The sequence below is a fragment of the Methylomonas sp. TEB genome, from assembly GCF_047777895.1.
Classification (GTDB): Bacteria; Pseudomonadota; Gammaproteobacteria; order Methylococcales; family Methylomonadaceae; genus Methylomonas.
This window is the reverse complement of record NZ_CP180476.1, coordinates 4099315-4118079: the sequence shown is the minus strand read 5'-3', so window position 1 is coordinate 4118079 and position 18765 is coordinate 4099315. Positions and strand designations below refer to the sequence as shown.

Annotated in this window: 15 protein-coding genes; 5 read left to right on the top strand and 10 right to left on the bottom strand. The window is 51.6% G+C overall.

Going from position 1 to position 18765, the window contains the following annotated elements; translation table 11 throughout:
- Positions 1-41: 41 nt before the first annotated feature.
- From ACMXD4_RS18460 to glgB, 3 genes are read right to left on the bottom strand one after another with little or no spacing between them, the layout of a single operon-like run.
- Positions 42-833, bottom strand: a complete 792-nt coding sequence (locus ACMXD4_RS18460) for a type II and III secretion system protein (RefSeq protein ID WP_415879049.1) — start codon at positions 831-833, stop codon at positions 42-44.
- Positions 823-2256: a glycogen synthase GlgA gene (gene glgA, locus ACMXD4_RS18455; RefSeq protein WP_033158344.1), complete on the bottom strand. Its 1434-nt coding sequence runs from the start codon at positions 2254-2256 to the stop codon at positions 823-825. Before glgA ends, ACMXD4_RS18460 begins: the two co-directional genes overlap by 11 nt.
- Before the next feature lie 10 nt (positions 2257-2266).
- Positions 2267-4447, bottom strand: coding sequence for a 1,4-alpha-glucan branching protein GlgB (gene glgB, locus ACMXD4_RS18450; protein ID WP_415879048.1), 2181 nt, complete (start codon positions 4445-4447; stop codon positions 2267-2269).
- Between the two features lie 215 nt (positions 4448-4662).
- On the opposite strand from glgB, the gene glgC reads away from it, so the two are divergent.
- From glgC to malQ, 3 genes are read left to right on the top strand one after another with little or no spacing between them, the layout of a single operon-like run.
- Positions 4663-5943, top strand: a complete 1281-nt coding sequence (gene glgC / locus ACMXD4_RS18445; RefSeq protein WP_033158346.1) for a glucose-1-phosphate adenylyltransferase — start codon at positions 4663-4665, stop codon at positions 5941-5943.
- Positions 5933-7624, top strand: a complete 1692-nt coding sequence (locus ACMXD4_RS18440) for a glycoside hydrolase (RefSeq protein ID WP_415879047.1) — start codon at positions 5933-5935, stop codon at positions 7622-7624. Before glgC ends, ACMXD4_RS18440 begins: the two co-directional genes overlap by 11 nt.
- 18 nt (positions 7625-7642) lie before the next feature.
- The gene (gene malQ, locus ACMXD4_RS18435; RefSeq protein WP_415879046.1) at positions 7643-9115 is read left to right on the top strand and encodes a 4-alpha-glucanotransferase; all 1473 of its coding nucleotides are present in this window, start codon (positions 7643-7645) and stop codon (positions 9113-9115) included.
- A 14-nt stretch (positions 9116-9129) separates the two neighbouring features.
- Here malQ and ACMXD4_RS18430 read toward each other — a convergent pair whose 3' ends face one another.
- From ACMXD4_RS18430 to msrA, 3 genes are all read right to left on the bottom strand, one after another.
- Positions 9130-9987, bottom strand: a complete 858-nt coding sequence (locus ACMXD4_RS18430) for a quinoprotein dehydrogenase-associated putative ABC transporter substrate-binding protein (protein ID WP_415879045.1) — start codon at positions 9985-9987, stop codon at positions 9130-9132.
- 93 nt (positions 9988-10080) lie between these two features.
- Entirely contained in the window at positions 10081-11934 is a 1854-nt protein-coding gene (locus ACMXD4_RS18425) for a methanol/ethanol family PQQ-dependent dehydrogenase (protein WP_033158350.1), read from the bottom strand.
- Between the two features lie 256 nt (positions 11935-12190).
- Positions 12191-12823, bottom strand: a complete 633-nt coding sequence (msrA, locus tag ACMXD4_RS18420; RefSeq protein ID WP_415879044.1) for a peptide-methionine (S)-S-oxide reductase MsrA — start codon at positions 12821-12823, stop codon at positions 12191-12193.
- A gap of 75 nt (positions 12824-12898) precedes the next feature.
- Between msrA and hslO the strand changes: the two genes are divergently transcribed.
- Complete coding sequence (hslO, locus tag ACMXD4_RS18415) at positions 12899-13780, top strand: Hsp33 family molecular chaperone HslO (protein ID WP_415879043.1); 882 nt, start codon at positions 12899-12901, stop codon at positions 13778-13780.
- A 7-nt stretch (positions 13781-13787) separates the two neighbouring features.
- Entirely contained in the window at positions 13788-14561 is a 774-nt protein-coding gene (locus ACMXD4_RS18410; RefSeq protein WP_192394631.1) for a hypothetical protein, read from the top strand.
- A gap of 574 nt (positions 14562-15135) precedes the next feature.
- Here ACMXD4_RS18410 and ACMXD4_RS18405 read toward each other — a convergent pair.
- From ACMXD4_RS18405 to ACMXD4_RS18390, 4 genes are all read right to left on the bottom strand, one after another.
- Positions 15136-15477, bottom strand: coding sequence for a YdbL family protein (locus ACMXD4_RS18405; protein ID WP_415879042.1), 342 nt, complete (start codon positions 15475-15477; stop codon positions 15136-15138).
- Positions 15478-15488: 11 nt separating this feature from the next.
- On the bottom strand, positions 15489-15686 hold the full coding sequence (locus ACMXD4_RS18400; protein ID WP_064010563.1) for a YnbE family lipoprotein: 198 nt from the start codon (positions 15684-15686) through the stop codon (positions 15489-15491).
- The gene (locus ACMXD4_RS18395) at positions 15683-17548 is read right to left on the bottom strand and encodes a YdbH domain-containing protein (protein ID WP_415879041.1); all 1866 of its coding nucleotides are present in this window, start codon (positions 17546-17548) and stop codon (positions 15683-15685) included. The genes ACMXD4_RS18400 and ACMXD4_RS18395 overlap by 4 nt, the downstream gene beginning before the upstream one ends.
- Before the next feature lie 92 nt (positions 17549-17640).
- Positions 17641-18690, bottom strand: a complete 1050-nt coding sequence (locus tag ACMXD4_RS18390) for a threonine aldolase family protein (RefSeq protein WP_415879040.1) — start codon at positions 18688-18690, stop codon at positions 17641-17643.
- Between the last annotated feature and the right edge of the window lie 75 nt (positions 18691-18765).

Sequence of the window (18765 nt, the reverse complement as noted above, 5' to 3'; positions counted from 1 at the left end):
TGAGGCTATCTGGTCGGATTGTCGTTTAGGGCGGGTCCGGATTAATCGGCTTGATCGACTTTGATCAGAATGCGTAAAGCATTTTGCCGGGTGCTGTGGTTGAAACTGTTGAAGCCGTGATTGTCGGATTGTTCAGTGTCGGTGTTGCCGGCAATTTCCACCCATTCGCCGAGATTGGCGCGTAAAGTGGTGTGAGCGGATTGGGTTTCAATGTGGCCGTTGCGCTGAAAGCTATCCGACCACGGTTCGATATCGAGAATGACCTGCTCGCCTGCCAAGCGCGGCGTAACAGCGAAGCCGGTACTGGCTTCTATCATCTTGGTATTGCTGCTCACCGCGGAGCCGTAACCATAGCCCGAGTCGTATACGCTGTAATTTTGCACCGGCCGCACCTGTCCGGTTTTGATATGGGCCGCCTGGCCTTCCAGGGTGCGTAATTGTTGGTGTTGTTGCCGGTTTCGCAAGTCTTCGCTGTTGCCCATCATGCCGCGCATCTGAATCCTATTCGGCGTTGCGGCAATGGCCGCTTCGGCGTTCAATTCGGCTGCGGTTTTGCTACTGGTTTGCAAGACGCTGATGACTAAATTGCTGAGCCGGGCATCGAGTTTTTGAATGACGGCCCTGATTTCGCCGAGTTTGGCGGGATTGGTTTTAACGATCAGACTGGCGCCGTTCTCGATGACGCGATCATCGGCATCCAGCAGCGGTGCCAGTAAAGCGCGTACGTCGGAGGCCGGACGGTTCATCAAGGGGATGACTTCTATCACCGATTCGTCGGCAACCGCGAGGCCGGCTATCAACATCAAGCCGGCCAAGCAGGGTTTAAATTTCATTGTAAAGCGCGAGATATTGATTCGCACTGTTTTGCCAGGAGAAATCCTTGAGCATCGCGTTACGTTGAATTTTCTTCCAGACCGGTCGGTTGTGGAATAACACCAGGCTGCGTTTGATGGCTTCTATCAGCGCGGCCGCCGACGCATCGTTGAACGAGATGCCGCTGGCGGTGCCGTTGGCAATACTTTCCGGCAATGCGTCGACTACCGTGTCTGCCAAGCCGCCGGTCTTTCTGACGATAGGTATCGTGCCATAGCATTGGCTATACATTTGGTTTAAGCCGCAAGGTTCGAAGCGCGAAGGCATCAGGAAGATGTCGGCGCCGGCTTCGATTTGATGCGCCAAGCGTTCGTCGTAGCCAATGGTGATGGATACTTTTTCCGGATATAGGCGGGCAAACTCCTGCAGGCGGTATTCGATGCTTTTATCGCCGCTGCCCAGTAAAGCAAATTGCAAGGGTAGGGTGGTCATCTCTTGTAAACAGCTTAGTACCAGATCGATACCTTTTTGTTCGACCAAGCGGCCAATCAAACCAAACAAAGGAGTTTCCGATTCCACCGGCAAGCCCAGTTGTTGTTGGAGTGCCGCTTTATTGATTTGCTTGTCTTTTAGGGTATCGACGCTGAAAGGCTTTGCGATATAGGCGTCGTTCGCCGGATTCCAGACCGACACATCAATGCCGTTCAGAATGCCGCGTAACTGGCTTTGTTTATGCGCCAACAAGCCTTCCAAGCCGTAACCGAATTCAGGGGTCTGGATTTCCTGGGCATAAGTGGGGCTCACCGTGGTAATACGGTCGGAATAGCTCAACCCGCCCTTGATAAAGGACAGCATGCCGTGGAATTCCAGACCGTCCGGGTGGAGTAATTGCCCCGGCAGATTTAACTGGGCGTAGGTGCTGCCGGGAAACAGTCCTTGGTAGGCCATGTTGTGAATGGTAAAAATCGTCGCCGGCGGGTTGGGTTCCAATGACAGCAGTGCCGGTACCAAGCCGGTTTGCCAATCGTTGCAATGCACAATGTCGGCGTGCCAGTCTAAATAAGCCCGGTTGGTGGCCACTTCGACGATGATGCGGCAAAACAGCGCAAAGCGCTCACCAATGTTCGGCCAAGGGCGTCCGGCTTCATCAAGGTATGGGTTACCCGGAAAATTAAAGAACGGCGGATAGTCGACCAGCCAGACGATGACATCACTGTCCGGCAAGCGGGTTTCCAGTAGGTTAACGTCGCAATTGTTGACTCGCACCGTGCATAGGTAACGGCCGGGCTCGCAGTTCTTGATGCCCTGGTAATTGGGCATGATGATGCGCACGTCCTGGCCCAAGGCGGCCAGGGCCAGAGGCAGGCTGCCGGCGACATCCGCCAGGCCGCCGGTCTTGATCAAGGGGTGGGTTTCGCTGCTCGCGAACAGAATTTTTTTCATGGCGATAAAACTACATTTTCAAAATAATACCGGCCAGGGGCGGCAAGGTGACGGAAATGGAGTGGTCTTGGTTCATCCAGGATTGCGGTTCTGACAACACCGAGCCGTTGCCAAGGTTGCTGCCGTCGTAATACTGCGAATCGGAATTGAAAATCTCGTAATAGGTGCCGGGATTAGGTACGCCGATTCGGTAACTTTCGCGTGGCACCGGGGTGAAGTTCAGGATCACGATCAAATCTTCATGCGCCGATTTGCGGCGATAACTAATGATAGATTGTTGATAGTCGTGGCAATCGATCCATTCAAATCCGTGATGGTCGAAGTCGTAACGGTGCAGGGCGGTATGGCTGGAATAGAGTTTATTCAAGTCTTTCACCAGGGTTTGCAAGCCTTTGTGATGCGGATAATCCAATACGTACCAATCAAGCGTACGGTTGCAACTCCACTCGGTACCTTGGCCGAATTCGCAACCCATGAACAACAATTTTTTGCCCGGATAAGTAAACATCATCGTGTACAGCAGACGCAAATTGGCAAAGCGTTGCCATTCATCGCCCGGCATCTTATTCAACATCGAGCCTTTGCCGTGCACCACTTCGTCGTGCGAGAACGGCAGCACAAAGTTTTCTGTGAATGCGTAAAGCAGGCCGAAAGTCAGCGAATCATGATGGTATGAGCGGTGAATCGGTTGCTCCTGCATGTAATGCAGAATGTCGTGCATCCAGCCCATGTTCCACTTCATCGAGAAGCCCAAGCCACCGGTCCAGGTGGGCCGAGTCACTTGCGGCCACGAGGTCGATTCCTCGGCCATGATCACCGTGCCGGGATGCTGTTCGTGCGTGACGGTATTCATTTGACGCAGGAAGTCGATGGCTTCCAGGTTTTCGTTGCCGCCGTACATGTTCGGAATCCAGTCGTTGGCGTCGCGGGAATAATCCAGATACAACATGGAGGCCACCGCATCAACCCGCAGGCCGTCCAGATGGAATTCTTCCAGCCAGAAGAAAGCGCTGGACAGCAGGAAGTTTTTCACTTCGTTACGGCTGTAGTTATAAATCAGTGTCCCCCAATCCCGGTGCTCGCCCTTGCGCGGGTCTTCGTGTTCGTAAAGCGGCGTGCCGTCGAAGCGGCCCAGAGCGAAGTTGTCTTTTGGAAAGTGGGCGGGCACCCAATCCAAAATTACGCCGATGCCGTTTTGATGGCAGTGGTCGACAAAATAACGGAAATCGTCCGGCGTGCCGTGGCGGCTGGTCGGCGCAAAATAACCGGTGGTTTGATAACCCCAGGAAATGTCCAGAGGGTGTTCGGTGACCGGCAATAACTCGATATGAGTAAACCCCAGTTCCTTGACGTAATCCACCAATTGCTCGGCAAGCTCGCGATAATTCAGGAAATTGCCGCGATGGTCGCGCCGCCAGGAGCCCAGGTGTACCTCGTAAATCGACATCGGCTGATGCAGCCAGTCGTGCTGCGGACGGTGGTCCATCCAGCTGCCGTCTTGCCAGGTATAGCTGTCTTCTACTGTGACAATCGCAGCGGTTTGCGGACGGAATTCGAAATGCTGGCCGTAAGGGTCGGTTTTGACTAGCAGTTGGCCGGTATGGCGATTCAGAATTTCAAACTTGTACAAGCAGCCGGCAGACAGGCCGGGAATGAAAATTTCCCAGATACCGCTACTACCCAAGCTGCGCATCGGATGGCAGCGGCCGTCCCAGCGATTGAAATCGCCGATCACGCTGACCCGCTGTGCGTTCGGCGCCCAGACCGCAAAATGTACTCCGGGAATATCGGCAACGCTGTGCAGATGCGAGCCAAGCTTTTTGTAAATATGCCAATGCCGACCCTCGGCAAACAAATGTTGGTCGAATTCCGGCAGCACCGGGCCGAAGCAGTACGGGTCGTAGTGTTGATGGTCGTAGCCGTCCTTGTCCGTCCAAAATAATGGGTAATGCTCGGGGATGGCTTCGTTGCCCGGATGGTATTCGAAAAAATCGGTGTCGGGAATGCGAGAGAATTCTGGGCCTTTGGGACTGCTGATTCTTACGGTTTCCGCATAGGGCAAATACACTCTGATGACGTTATCGCGGCCTTGACCATGACGGCCTAGCAGGGCGAAAGGATCGTGATGCTTTGCTTCGGTGAGTTTGATTAGTTCTGAATCAAGCGTGTTGGTTTTGCTTGGCTTGTTCATTTTGCAATGCCTCAGTTATAGTTAGTTATCGGTTGGCAGGAATAGCAATTTTGGTAATGACCGACTTTTCAGCATCAAATCGCTTGAGTTTTTACTTTTCCGTGAAGAGTAACGATAATGGCTCTACGCGGCAAGTGGCAGGTAGAGAAATCTGTGAAATGTCGGTTGCAGCCGGTTTTGGGCGGTAAAGCTTAATTAATTGAAAGAGGATACACATGTCAGTCGTCGATACACATCAAACGGAGAGACGGGTCAATGATTTAACCCGCAACACCATTGCGTTAATTCTGGCTGGCGGACGCGGATCGCGGCTGAAGGATATGACCGACTGGCGGGCCAAGCCGGCGGTGCCGTTTGGCGGTAAATTCCGTATCATCGACTTTCCTCTATCCAACTGTATTAACTCCGACATTCGCAAGATCGGTATCCTTACCCAGTATAAAGCTGATTCGCTAATTCGCCACATCCAGCAGGGTTGGGGTTTTTTGCGGGGCGAGTTTGGTGAGTATGTTGATTTGATGCCCGCGCAACAACGGCATGACGAACATTCCTGGTACCAAGGCACCGCCGATGCGATATATCAGAACATCGACATCTTGCGGGCCCGTAATCCTGAGTTTGTATTGGTATTGGCCGGCGATCATATTTACAAGATGGATTATTCGGTGATGCTGGCCGATCACGTTGCCAATAAGGCCGATCTGACGATCGGTTGTATCGAAGTCTCGCTGGAAGACGCTAAGGCGTTTGGCGTAATGCACGTCGATGAAAATCGCCGGGTGAAGGCGTTTGTGGAAAAGCCCGAAAATCCGCCGGTGATGCCCGGCCGGGAAAACACGGCGTTGGCTTCCATGGGTATTTATATTTTCAATGCTGGCTTCTTGTTCGAACAATTGATCAAAGATGCCGATACCAAAGGCTCCAGCCGTGATTTTGGTAAGGACATCATTCCGTCAGTGATCGAAAAATACCGGGTCAATGCCTACCCGTTCCTGGATTTACAAAGTGGTCAACAAAGTTACTGGCGCGATGTGGGAACCATCGATGCCTATTGGGCGGCCAATATGGAATTGGTCGGTGTCAAACCCGATATGAATTTGTACGACAACACCTGGCCGATCTGGACCTATCAAGCGCAAACGCCACCGGCTAAATTTGTGTTTGACGATGACGATAGACGCGGCCAGGCTATTGACTCCATGGTCTCCGGCGGTTGCGTAATTTCCGGCGCCACAGTGCGCCACTCCTTACTGTTCTCTATGGTGCGTGTTAACTCCTACAGCTCGGTGCAGGATTCAGTGATTTTGCCCGAAGTGAATGTCGGTAGACATTGCCGGATTACCAAAGCCATCATCGAAAAAGGTTGTCAGATACCGGAGGGTACAGTCATTGGCGAGGACCGGGCGGAAGACGAAAAACGTTTTCATGTCAGCGAGGGCGGCGTGGTGTTGGTGACATCCGATATGTTGGGACAAAGACGGAATTATGTCCGATAAAAAGCTTAAGCTGGTGCTCTGCTGGCACATGCACCAGCCTGAGTACCGCGACATGCAGAGCGGGGAATTCAAGCTGCCGTGGACCTATCTGCATGTGATCAAGGATTATGTGGATATGGTCGCGCATCTGGAAGCCGTGCCGGGGGCTAAAGCGGTGGTGAATTTTGCCCCTATCCTATTGGAGCAGATCGAAGATTATTCCAACCAAGTCAACGGCTATTTGCACGATAGAATTGCCATCAAGGATCCTCTGTTGGCTGCTTTGGTCGAACCTTCGGTTTCCGCCGACCCTGAAAAGCGCTTAAAGTTGTTACGCGATTGCCGGAAAGCCAATCGCGAGCGGCAGATCGAACGCTATCCGGCTTTTCGTAAGCTAACCAATATGGCAGACTGGATTGAAGCTCACCAGGACTCAGTCAATTACCTGAATGCGCAATTTATTTCCGACATTTTGGTCTGGTATCACTTGGTCTGGATGGGCGAGACGGTCAAGCTCAACGATAACCGCGTCAAACGCTTAATCGAAAAAGGCAGCGGCTTTAGTCTGCATGACAGGATCGAGATTGTTGAAATTATTCGCGATCTGTTGTCTAAAGTTATCTACCGCTATAAAGCTTTGGCTAGAAAAGGCCGCATCGAACTGTCGGTGACGCCTTATGCGCACCCCATCATGCCGTTGATGCTCGAGATAGACAGTGCCCGCGAGGCAATGCCTGGAGTAACCTTGCCGGGTATTAGTCATTACCCCGGTGGTGAAGAGCGCGTGCGTTGGCATTTGCAAAAAGGCTTGGCGACCTTTCGGCATTTTTTCGGTTTCGAACCGCAAGGGTGCTGGCCGTCCGAGGGCAGTATCAGTCAGCGGACCCTGGAAGTGTTAGCTGATTTTGGTTTCAAATGGGCCGCCAGTGGTGGTAATGTCTTGCATAACAGCATACGCGCCAGCGCGCTTGGCGATGCGGTTGCTGTGCATCGCCCCTTTAAGTTGGGTTCTGCGGAGATCGCCTGTTTTTTTCGGGACGACGGCTTGTCGGATTTAATCGGGTTTGAATATTCAAAATGGCATGCCGATGATGCGGTGGCCGATCTGATTCAGCACTTGGAAAATATCGCCGATTATGAGCCACAGACGCCCCTGGTTTCGATAATCATGGATGGCGAAAATGCCTGGGAATATTTTCCGGATAACGGGTATCATTTTCTTAGTGCGCTGTATAAGCGGCTTAGCGAACATCCGCGTATCGAATTAACCACTTTTTCTGACTATCTGGATAGTGCCGCTCCCCAGTGTGGGTCCTTGCCGAAATTGGTGGCCGGTAGTTGGGTGTATGGTACGTTTTCGACCTGGATCGGCGATGCCGATAAGAACTGCGGCTGGGAGATGTTGGCCGATGTCAAAAACGCTTTCGACAAAGCGGTCGCCAACGGCAAACTCTCCGAGCAACAATTGGCTGCCGCACAGGTGCAATTGGGCGTCTGCGAGGGGTCGGATTGGTTTTGGTGGTTCGGTGATTATAATCCCGGCGAAGCGGTCAGCGATTTTGAAAAACAGTATCGGCTTAATTTGAGCAATCTCTATCGTTTGCTGGGCGAAGAGCCGCCGCCGTATCTGGCCTTGTCGTTTACGCAAGGTAGCGGTAGCCCGGCGATGGGTGGCGCAATGCGGCGCGGTATTCAAATATAATAAAACGGAATAAACAACATGGGTGCTCTCTTGGATAAACGCCGCGCAGGTGTTTTGTTACATATAACATCGCTCCCGGGCCGTGGAGAGTGTGGTGATTTGGGTAAGGAAGCCTTCAATTTTGTTAATTTTCTGCACGATATAGGTGCTACCGTCTGGCAGACCTTGCCGCTGGGCATGACGCATGGCGACGGTTCACCTTACCAGTGCTTGTCGGCACATGCCGGCAATCCTGCCCTGATTAACATTCAATGGCTAGCCGATAAGGGTTGGCTGCAAACTACCGACCGTTGCGGCGATTGCCATACCAACGCCGAATACACCAAAAGTTGTTTGGTAACTAAAGCCTTTTACGGTTTTCAAAGCTTGGCTGATGCCGAGCAGCAGCACGATTTTAAACAGTTTTGCGTGGAAAAGGCCGATTGGCTGGATGACTTTGCCTTGTTTATCGCTTTGCGCAATGTGTTTGGACATAAAAGCTGGAATCAATGGCCGGACGCGCTGAAGCAACGCGAGCCGGGCGCACTGAATGAATCAAAGCAGTTACTGAAGGCTGTGATCGAAACGATCAAATTCGAGCAGTATGTGTTTTTCCGGCAATGGCACGAGTTGAAAGATTACGCCGCCAAGCATGGCGTACTGATGTTTGGCGATATTCCGATCTTTGTATCGTATGACAGTGCCGATGTTTGGGCGAACCGGGCGGTATTTAAGCTTAACGATTTGGGCGAGATGGATGCGGTTGCCGGCGTGCCACCCGATTATTTTTCTGAGAACGGTCAGCGTTGGGGGAACCCGCACTATGACTGGAAATATTTGCAGAAAACCGGTTTTAAATGGTGGTTGGATAGAATCAAATCCCAGTACGAAATGTTCGATATTTTGCGAATCGATCATTTTCGCGGCTTAGAGGCTGCATGGGAGATTCCGGCCAGCGAGCATACTGCCATCAACGGGCGTTGGGTTAAAGCGCCGGGTGCGGAATTGCTGGCGGCTATTCAGGAGCAATTTGCCTCGCTATCCTTGGTGGCAGAAGATCTTGGGATCATTACCGAAGAAGTAGAAGCTTTGCGCGACGATTTCGATTTGCCGGGCATGAAAATTTTGCAGTTTGCTTTCGGTGACGATAGTCGCAATCCTTATTTGCCCTGCAATTACCAGAAAAATAGCGTGGTCTACACCGGTACCCACGATAACGATACCACGCTGGGCTGGTTCGAAGGGCTTAATGACGGCGAGAAACAGCGTATATACGATTATCTTGGCTGGTCTAGCCTGCCCATGCCCAGTGCCTTGATTCATGCCGCGTTAGGCTCGGTTGCCAATCTGGCGGTGATACCGATGCAGGATATTCTGAAGTTGGGATCACCCGATAGAATGAACACGCCAGGCACAACCGAAGGAAATTGGCGCTGGCGGTTCGATTGGTCGCAATTAACCGATGATAAAGCCGGACATTTTGCGCATCTGGTTAGATTGTTCGGGCGCTAGGCTTTAATAACGTTTCAATCGTCGTCTTTTTTGCCGGTGTCTGCCGGGATCGGCAATACTGCGATGTCGTAACTTGCGATGATGGCTTGGATTTTATCCAGGTTTTTGTCGATCAAATCATTCAGTTGTTGCTTACGTTTGTTGTCGCCTTGGCGCAGGCCCATGGCTATTGAAAAATCAAACTTTAAGCCCGGTGAAGATTGCATAGGTATAGCAATATAACTGCCTTTTGGGGCTTGCGATTGCACATATCCCGCCATAGGTCCCCAAAGTATCACCATGTCTATTTTTTTGGCACGTAAGTCTTTTTCGATTTGCATAGCGGTGTTGTGTTCGCTGTCTCCTGTCATGCTTTGGTAGGGAATCCCTTGCTCCAGCAAGCCGTTTTTTTGCAGCCATTCGGTACCTGGACCGCGGTCGAACATTGCTATTTTCAGCTTTTCCTGCCTGTCCAATGCGAGATTGGCTAGTTGTGCGCTGTCTTTAATATCGTCCCAGCCACGGCCTTTGGCAATCAGCAGCACATAAGTCGAGTGGAAGTAGGGTTTGCTGGTATCGGTAAGATCGTAGCCCGCTGGCACGCCCATCACTACATCGCATTTAAAGCCTTCGCCGTTATCGTTCTCGGCTTTTAATGTGTTGCGGATAAAGCCGATTCTTTCCGGTAGCCAGGTATATTCCAGTTCCTGTCCTAACTGTTCGGCAAATAGGGCGGCGATTTTGTTTTCGTAGCCGGTTTGTTCTTTGGTCGAATAGGGCGGGTTTAGCGGGTCGGCGCAAACCCGGAATTTATCTTGGGCATTCACGGAAATAGTGGCTACCGCCAAGGTCGCCGTCATTAACAATCTTGAGGCGGTTGAGAGCATTTTCATCGCAGTTTCCTTTTAGCTGGGGTCTATACGTAAAAAAGCCTTGGCCGATGACTCGGCCAAGGCTTGCTTTACTGAAATCTAACGAGTTAGATCTTAGTTAGGCAGAGCGAACACAGTCAGTGTACCACCCAATTTGGTGTAAGAGCTCAAGCTTCTGTAAGCACCCACCGCGCCCAAACCTTCTGAGCTGGATGCAGAAGTACCGTCGTCGATACCGGCAGCGATACCGATACCAGCCCAACCGCCGATACCTGACAGAACGCCAACGTATTGTTTGCCTTCAAATTCCCAAGTATTGACGTTACCGATGATGCCGGACGGAGTTTTGAATTTGTACAATTCTTTACCGGTTTTAGCATCAACTGCTTTCAGGTAGCCTTCCAGGGTGCCGTAGAATACGACGCCGCCAGCGGTAGCAACCGAACCTGACCATACAGAGAATTGCTCTTTGTTGGACCAAGCGATTTTGCCGGTTTTAGCGTCATAAGCGGTGAACTGACCCAAGTTGGTGGTGCCGTCTTTTTTACCAGTCAGCACGTCAGCGCCGGCAGGCATCATCGACAGCGTGGCACCTACATAAGGTTGACCTGCGGTGTATGAAACTTCAAAGGGTTCATACTCCATGCACAAATGGTTGCCTGAAATGTAGAACAGGCCGGTTTGTGGAGAGTAAGAAACAGGTTGTTGGTTTTTAGAACCCAACGCTGCAGGGCAAGTACCTACAGTGTTGACGTCTTCACCGTTGTGCTCGGTAGAAAACTCTGGCACTACTTCAGGACGGCCTGATTTCAGATCGACGTGAGACGCCCAGTTGACGGATTTGTCGAATTTCTCAGCAACCAACAATTCGCCGGTTTCGCGGTCCAGGGTATAACCGAAGCCGTTACGGTCGAAATGCACGATAGTTTTGTGCATTTTGCCTTTTACTTCTTGGTCAACCAGAACGGTTTCGTTGATACCGTCATAGTCCCATTCGTCATGTGGAGTCATTTGGTAAACCCATTTAACTTCACCGGTGTCGGCGTCACGCGCCCACAAAGACATAGACCATTTGTTGTCGCCTGGACGTTGTACAGGGTTCCAGGTCGATGGGTTGCCTGAACCGTAGTAAACCAAGTTCAGTTTAGGATCGTAAGAATACCAACCCCAGGTGGTGCCGCCGCCGATTTTCCATTGGTCGCCTTTCCAGGTGCTGGTGCCAGAGTCAGCGCCAACAGGGGTGACTTTGCCGTCTTGCCAAGTGGTGGATTTGCCTGGTTTCAACAGGGTGTCTTTATCCGGACCCATACTGTAGCCTTTCCATTCCAGCTGGCCGGTACGGATATTGTAAGCAGCCAAGAAGCCGCGTACGCCGAATTCGCCGCCGGAAATACCGGTAATGACTTTATCTTTAACAACCAATGGCGCGTTGGTGTTGGTCATACCCAATTTTGGGTCGCCGTTTTGAACACTCCATACGCGCTTACCGGTTTTGGCGTCCAGCGCAGTCAGTACGGTGTCTGATTGTTGCAGGAATATTTTACCGTCGCCGTAAGCCAAACCGCGGTTAACGGTATCGCAGCACATTACTGGGATGGTAACGTCAGCGTCCATGGTTGGGGTAAATTCCCAGATGACAGCTTTAGTTTTTTGGTCGATCGCGTAAACGGTGTTTGGGAACGGAGTGTGGATGAACATGACGCCGTTAACAACCAAAGGGCCGCCTTCATGACCACGCAAAACACCTGTAGAAAAAGACCAGGCTGGTTGCAGGTTTTTAACGTTTTGAGCGTTGATTTGCGACAGCTTGCTGTAACGTGTGCCGGCGTAGTCGCCGCCCCATGTAGCCCAGTTGGCTGGGTCTTGTGTCAGTTTTTCAACATCGCTGTTAGCGGTAGAGACAGTTGGTGCAGCAAGTAAAGTCGCTACAGTCGAAGCAAGCAGCCAGTTTTTTACAGGCTTCTTCATATGTTTCCTCCTGGTAATCTGTTGATGAGACAGAGTACGGTTTTGTGTTGTTAAGACTAATATTAGTTTTAAAGCTCTATTTGGATGACTGCCCTTTAGGGCTTGTTCGGCTATAACCGAGCGCAGAGGGAGAGCCACACCAAGCGCGTAAATTGAAGGATTTTTTCCTAAAAGTCAACCGGAAAAACTCTCCCGGGATGGCGGGGAAACAATAATCTCAAGTCTTATAATGCCTTAGCATTTCTCGGCGATTCGGCTATCTGGAAAAACAGACACCCAGGCCGCCCAAGCCGCAGTAACCGGACGGGTTTTTAGCCAGATACTGTTGATGATCTTCCTCGGCGTAATAAAAAGTCGGAGCATTGCGGATTTCGGTGGTGATTGCTGGAAAGCCGGCGGCTGTTAATTTTGCTTGGTATTGTTGTTGGCTTGCCACGGCTGTTTCATATTGGTCGTCCTGGCAATAGATGACTGATCGGTATTGGGTGCCGACATCGTTGCCTTGTCGCATGCCTTGGGTGGGATTGTGAGATTCCCAAAATATTGCCAATAAATCCTGGTAAGACACTACGCTCGGGTCGAACACCACCAACACCACTTCGGCGTGGCCGGTCATGCCGGTGCAAATTTCCTGATAAGTAGGGTTGGGTGTAAAGCCGCCGGCATAGCCCACTGCGGTGCTGAATACGCCGGCTTGTTGCCAGAATTTACGCTCGGCACCCCAGAAACAGCCCATGCCGAACACGGCTTGTCGCAGATGCGCCGGAAATGGCGGATGGATAGGATGTCCGTTGACGGCGTGAAATAGGCCGCTGTCTATGGCTTGCTGACGTCCTGGTAAGGCTTGGTCGGCGCTGGGCATGGCGGTTTTTTTGAATAGAAAAGACATGAGTGCATCCCGAGGTCGAATGATGAGGGTGTGCGGATTATAATCTCCGCTTATTCAAGAGGATTCCACTAAATCATGAAACAACAAGATTGCTTACGCCGCTTTATTTTCGAGGAACACGGAGTTCGTGGCGAATGGGTGCGGCTGGAACAAAGTTGGCAGCAAGCCAAACAATATCAACATTTAGTCAATGATGCCGTCGATGCGCAAATGGGACAAGCCTTGGCGGCGGTGGTGTTGTTGTCGGCAACCATCAAGTTTAAAGGCGCGATGATCATGCAGATTCAGGGCGGCGGCGATTTGAAAGCCCTGGTAGCGCAATCCAGCAATGAACGGCAAATCAGAGGCTTGGTGCGCAGTGAGGCCACTGTTGCCGGCGCAAATTTGCTGGACATGGTAGGTGAGGGCGGCCGATTGGTATTGACCGTGGAATCGGAGAATGCCGAACCGTATCAAGGCATCGTCGGTGTGGAGGCGGAAACGCTGGCGGATGTGTTAAGAACCTATTTCACTCAGTCCGAGCAACTCGATACCCGGTTGTGGCTGTTTGCCAATCAAACCCATGCGGCCGGCCTGTTCATCCAGGAGTTACCGAGTAGCAATCAGAACAAAGCCGACTGGGAACGCATCGAAATATTGGCGAATACCGTTACCGCCGACGAACTGTTGAGTCTGGATTGCGAGGACTTATTGCACCGTTTATTTCATCAAGAAAAGGTCAGGATTTACGACCCGGAGCCGGTGGAATTTAAATGCAATTGCTCCCGGCAAAAAATCGGCGGCACTTTAGTCGCATTGGGGCGGTCAGAGTTGGAGGCGATTTTGCAGGAACGCGACGACATCGAAGTCGATTGCCAATTTTGCGGAGCGCAATACCACTTTGACAAGGTTGATGTGGAGAACCTGCTGACCAATCCGTCAGCAGAAACCGATAATCACTCGCCTACCCGGCACTGAGGGTGCTATGACTAAAATTAACCGTTTTTTTCGCCTGTCTCTGGCTTTTGTATTACTCAGTAGCATGACAGGTTGTTTGCACTGGTTACACGCCTACCAGACTTATTTGCAAATGGACGAGTTTGATCGTTATTTTGCGGTGACGTCTAAAGAGGATTTCACCGTGCATTTTAAGCAACCCAAACTGCTCAGCGAAGATTTTGTGTCGCTGGCCAAGCTGCATGCCAGTAGCGAAGAGCATACCGGGGACGGCAAACGCTGGCGCTATTGGTTTCGTAAGATCGACAAAGACAGCAAGCTGATTGCGCCGGAAATCAGTTTTTATCTGGATCTGGCCTTTAACAAGGAAGATAAAATCACCGATTGGACTTTCTCCAACCTATTCCTACAAATCGCTCCGCCTGAGTTTCTGGAGGCATCATTTCGCTCGCTGGGCGGTGCGGAAATCAACGAAGAGAAAAAACAGTTAAGAGCGAAGGCTGATCAAATGGAGAAAATAGCCGCGTTGCTGCCAAAAAAAGCCACGGTGATCAAACAATTGGGCGAGCCGCTGGAAATCACCGATGAAGAAAAGCAGGAAGTGTATCTTTACCATTTTCGGCTGGATGCCAAGGATATCGAAGAAGGCTACGAGGACAGGGCTTTGAGCGAAGTCAGGTTGATGTTCGATAAAACCACCTCCGAATTGATCAAGATGTCCGGCCGCTTTGCCGGTTTGAAAATATCCATCAACTACAGGAATTTTCAGGAAGAAGACGATAAAAAAGTGGCGGGCTTGTGAGCTGAACGGCAGGCATAAAAAAGCCCACGTAAAGTGGGCTTCGTCCGGTGTTATTTTTTATATTGATTGGACGCCTACCGTTGTACGGCAGGTTAATTTCTTGCGTTTATTGTTGTTCTTATACCGGATTAACGGTCGCCTATCCCCCCCTCATTTAACGGTCATGATCCTTTCGAATCATCTGCGTTTCGCTGAAAGTGGGCGCATTCTATTGGATTAAAATACTGCTGTCCACAAAAAAGTGTGACAATTTGTCGCACATTGATTTTGTGGGCATTGTGCCTGGTTTCTCCTCGGCGTGAGCGAATGACCGAATCGTCTGATTCTTGACGCTTTAGAGAGCTAATTGCTTGTCCAGCCAGCGGTTTTAACGAGTTGTGCTCGCCTTGACTAAGTGGGATCGCAAGGTAACTTCTCCCGAGTGGTGCTGGTGATGTTCAGGTTTAGGTCGGGAGATAGCTAAATTTGACTTATTAGTGCCACTGCGAACAAATGACGGTATTTTTACTTTGCTGCCGGCTAAATCTCGAGCCGTTTGAATACCGTGCAGTATTGTCTTATAGGCTCTTGCCTGTCAGCGCTGCGTCCAGCCGGAAGCCGTTTCTACAAATTGTCCCGGTGCCGCTTGGCCTATCACTTTCTGAGCGGTCAGTCGACCCACTTCCTCCACAGCAACGCCGTTTTTAGCCGCTATGCGTTGATATTCCGCCAGGCGTTGGGCGTTAATGCTTTCAACTAGTGCTTTTATCTCGGCCGATGCATCGGGCTTGACTAGGCCCAAGAAACCGTTCATTTGTTCACCCACCAGCCCAGCCGATTTTGCCTGGGCTAGATCGGTGGCGTTGACCGGTAGGGCGGTCAGATATAAGCCCAGAAACAAAGGCGCCAAAATTGATAGCAAATTTTTGTTTTTCATCACTCGCTCCTTTAAAACAAGCCTTTTTGGCTGGAAAGCAATTCGTCTACGTCTTTTTCCACTTTCAGACGGATTTCGTGTTCGATTTTGACGTTCATATTGATCTCAATCGGTTTGTCCGGCGCTTCCAACCTGACGGAGGGCGAACACCCCGTTAGGTAGATACTGCCGCACAAGATGGCCGCGCTACTTGCAGCTTTCCAGTTCATTGATTCCTCCGGTCCGCCGGCGGCGGTTTGGGTGGTTGATCCCCGCTTAGGGGCTTGGGCGATGCTCCTGCATCGGCCGGTTTGGCGATAGCCTGTTCCAGAATGGTCCGTTCCAAATCGCCGGCTAAAATACCTTTTTGTAGCAACTCGGGTAGCTGGCCGCTGATATTTAGGTTAAACGCCAGCGGATGGCCGGACAATACTTCCGGGTTATTGCCTTCCAGGCGTAAGCCCAGGTGATAGTCGCCGTTTGGGCGATAATTTACCTTGGCTTGCAGATTCCGGTAAACCAGGTTTTTGAGAGCCTTAAAGGCGATATTCTGACTATCGGCCGGTCCCATATAGCGTAACACACCCGGCTGTGTGCCGCTGAGGCTGCCGTCTTGCACATCTATGGCCCCCGCCGACAACTGCAACGGTAGTTCGCCATCTATTGAGCCGGTTCCGGAAATATTCGGATAATGCAGGCTTATTAAAAGTTGCGACAGATCGACTGCATGCAGTCGTAAAGTCAGCAGTATCGGCGTTTCCCCCAGCCGTATTTTGTCCGGTTTCAATTCCATGATGCCGCCGAATAGTGCCAGCTCGGCTTGGCTTAGTGTCAGTTCCTGATCGAGATAGCGGGCCTTGATACTAAGATTTTGCGCTATTAAGTCTTTACCTAATCCCAGCGTAGGTATCTCGGCAGACAAGTCCAAGGCGCGATCCGCCAGCTCCGGAATGTTCAGTTCCACCTTGCCGTTCTCGATTTTCGCCGCGCCGGCCGTCAAGGCCAAATCGGCGATAATCAATTGTGCCGTTCCGGAAACATCTTGATTGCTTGGCCGATGCAGTTTTAGATTTCCGTGTGCCTTGCCGCCGGCAACCGTCCAACTGGCCGCCATGGCCGGTAACCAGGGCTTGATTAAATCGAATGCCTCGCTGGCGGCCATGTCCAGGCGGCCGTTCATATCGATTGTTTGCTTGTTCGTCATCGACAAATCCATAGCCAGCAGAGACTGTTTATCTTTTGTCAGAAAGGCTTCAGCTTGCAGAGTGGCAAAGTTGTCCGGCGTAGTGGCGCTTGCACTGAGCTGCGTGGCGCTTAGTAGCGGGCTTAATTTGGCTAAATCGTATGACTGGGTTTTTGCTCGCAAAGCTTGTGGTATCAATAGGCTGTTGTTAAGCCACTCGATCAGCGACAGCGCGCCGGCATTCAGCTTAATTTGCTTGGCCGGACCATCTAGTTTGCTGGCATTCAGTTCGAATATATTGCCAGCTGGCAGCCGTTGGACCTTGAGTTTGGCGGCGCTAAAACCGGGTTCGATATCTAGGTGAATGGATTGTTGGGCATCCTGAAACCTTGCATCGATGGCATCGGCCGCACCTCGTGTGACGTCCGCTTGACCAGCAAAGCTGCTCAAGCCCCAAGGCGTATCTACATCAACTTCCAGTTTCGCGATGCTCAATCGGTCCAGCGGTAAGCTGATGGGATTGTTTTCCGATGTCTGCGTCGCAGCTTGGTCGGTAGGGTGGTAGTTGAATTTCAGCGCGGCGTGACCGATGCTGACGTTGCTGATAGTTCGTTTTTCCAGATCGTAATCGGTAGAAACATTCTGCATCGCAACCGATAAGTTGCCAGTCGGTGTGGCGAGGCCGAAGCTGATTTCAGCCAGCTTGGCTTGCTTGGAATCAAACGACAGCCCCGACAACGAGGGTGCGCTGAGCGCGCTTTGTTTCATGGCCTGTTGCAGTAACAACTCCAGCAGAACTGAACGCTGCCACCATAGGGCCAGGCAAAATAACCCAAGCATCAGCAGCGTAATAGCCATCTTGCGCCGCCATGAGCCGCGCTGCTGTAAAGCATTTGTGGTGGCAGGCAAGTTCATAGCCTGCCGTAGCCGGTCTGATGCGTGACTAACCAGTACATGGCAGCTGGGAGTTTGGGACGATAGACACGCAAAATCGGCTGCCCTCAGCCCAAACGCTCGATAAAGGCATCGACTTGCTCCGCCTGCGTCGCAAAACTGGTGACCAAACGCACCAATACTTCCTGGTCGGCTACCAGGCCAGGGTTTGCGCGCGGCGGATTCCAGGGGTAAAACACCGCGCCTTGTTGTTGCAAGCGGTCCGCGTGCGTTTGGTTTAGCACGGCAAACACCTCATTGGCTTCTGCATGCCAGGCCAGGCGGGCGTATTTTGAGTGGGCAATGCCGTTTTGCAAACGCGCCGCCATCGCGTTGGCGTGGCAGGCGAGATTCAGCCAAAGTCCGTCGTCTAAATACGCTTCAAACTGACAGGCGATAAACCGGCTTTTAGATACCAACTGCGCGGCGCGCTTGCGGATAAACGGTAAATCTTTGGCCTGTGCCGGATTCATAAACACCAAGGCTTCCGCGCACCAGCAGCCGTTTTTGGTTGCGCCGAAAGACACAATATCTATCCCTAGTTTCCAGCTCATTTCCGCAGGCGTTAACCCCAGCGAGACTAGCGCATTGGCAAAGCGCGCGCCGTCCATGTGCAAGGGTAAGCCGTAAGTTTGGGCAATGTCGGCAATCGCGGCAATTTCCTCCGGTTGATAAAGCGTGCCGATCTCGGTGGCCTGAGTGATGGAAATGGCCATCGGTTGCCCGGCATGCACAAAATTAGGCGGGAAACGCTCGATTTCAGCTTTCAGATTTTCCGGATCGATTTTGCCGTTGTCGCCGTCCACCGGTGCTAAGCGTGCGCCATGCGTGAAAAACTCCGGTGCGCCGCATTCGTCTTCCAGCATGTGTGCTTCTCGATGGCAAAACGAGACGCCGCCCGGACGGTTGACGGCCGCCAGCGCCAGCGAATTGGCGGCCGTGCCGGTGCTGACGAAATAGACTGCGACTTCCCGTTCGAATAGCTCGTTAAACTGTTGCTCGATTTTGCGATCCAGCGCGCTGGCGCCATAGGGGGCCGAAAAGCCCGCGGAGGCAGCCAACAAGCGTTGGGAAATGGCCGGATGAGCGCCGGCCCAGTTATCGGATGCAAAATTCATGGTTGCTATCATGGCGGTGATGTTTAATGTATGGGCTATACGACGGTATGAACTATACCAACGATACCGCAATCC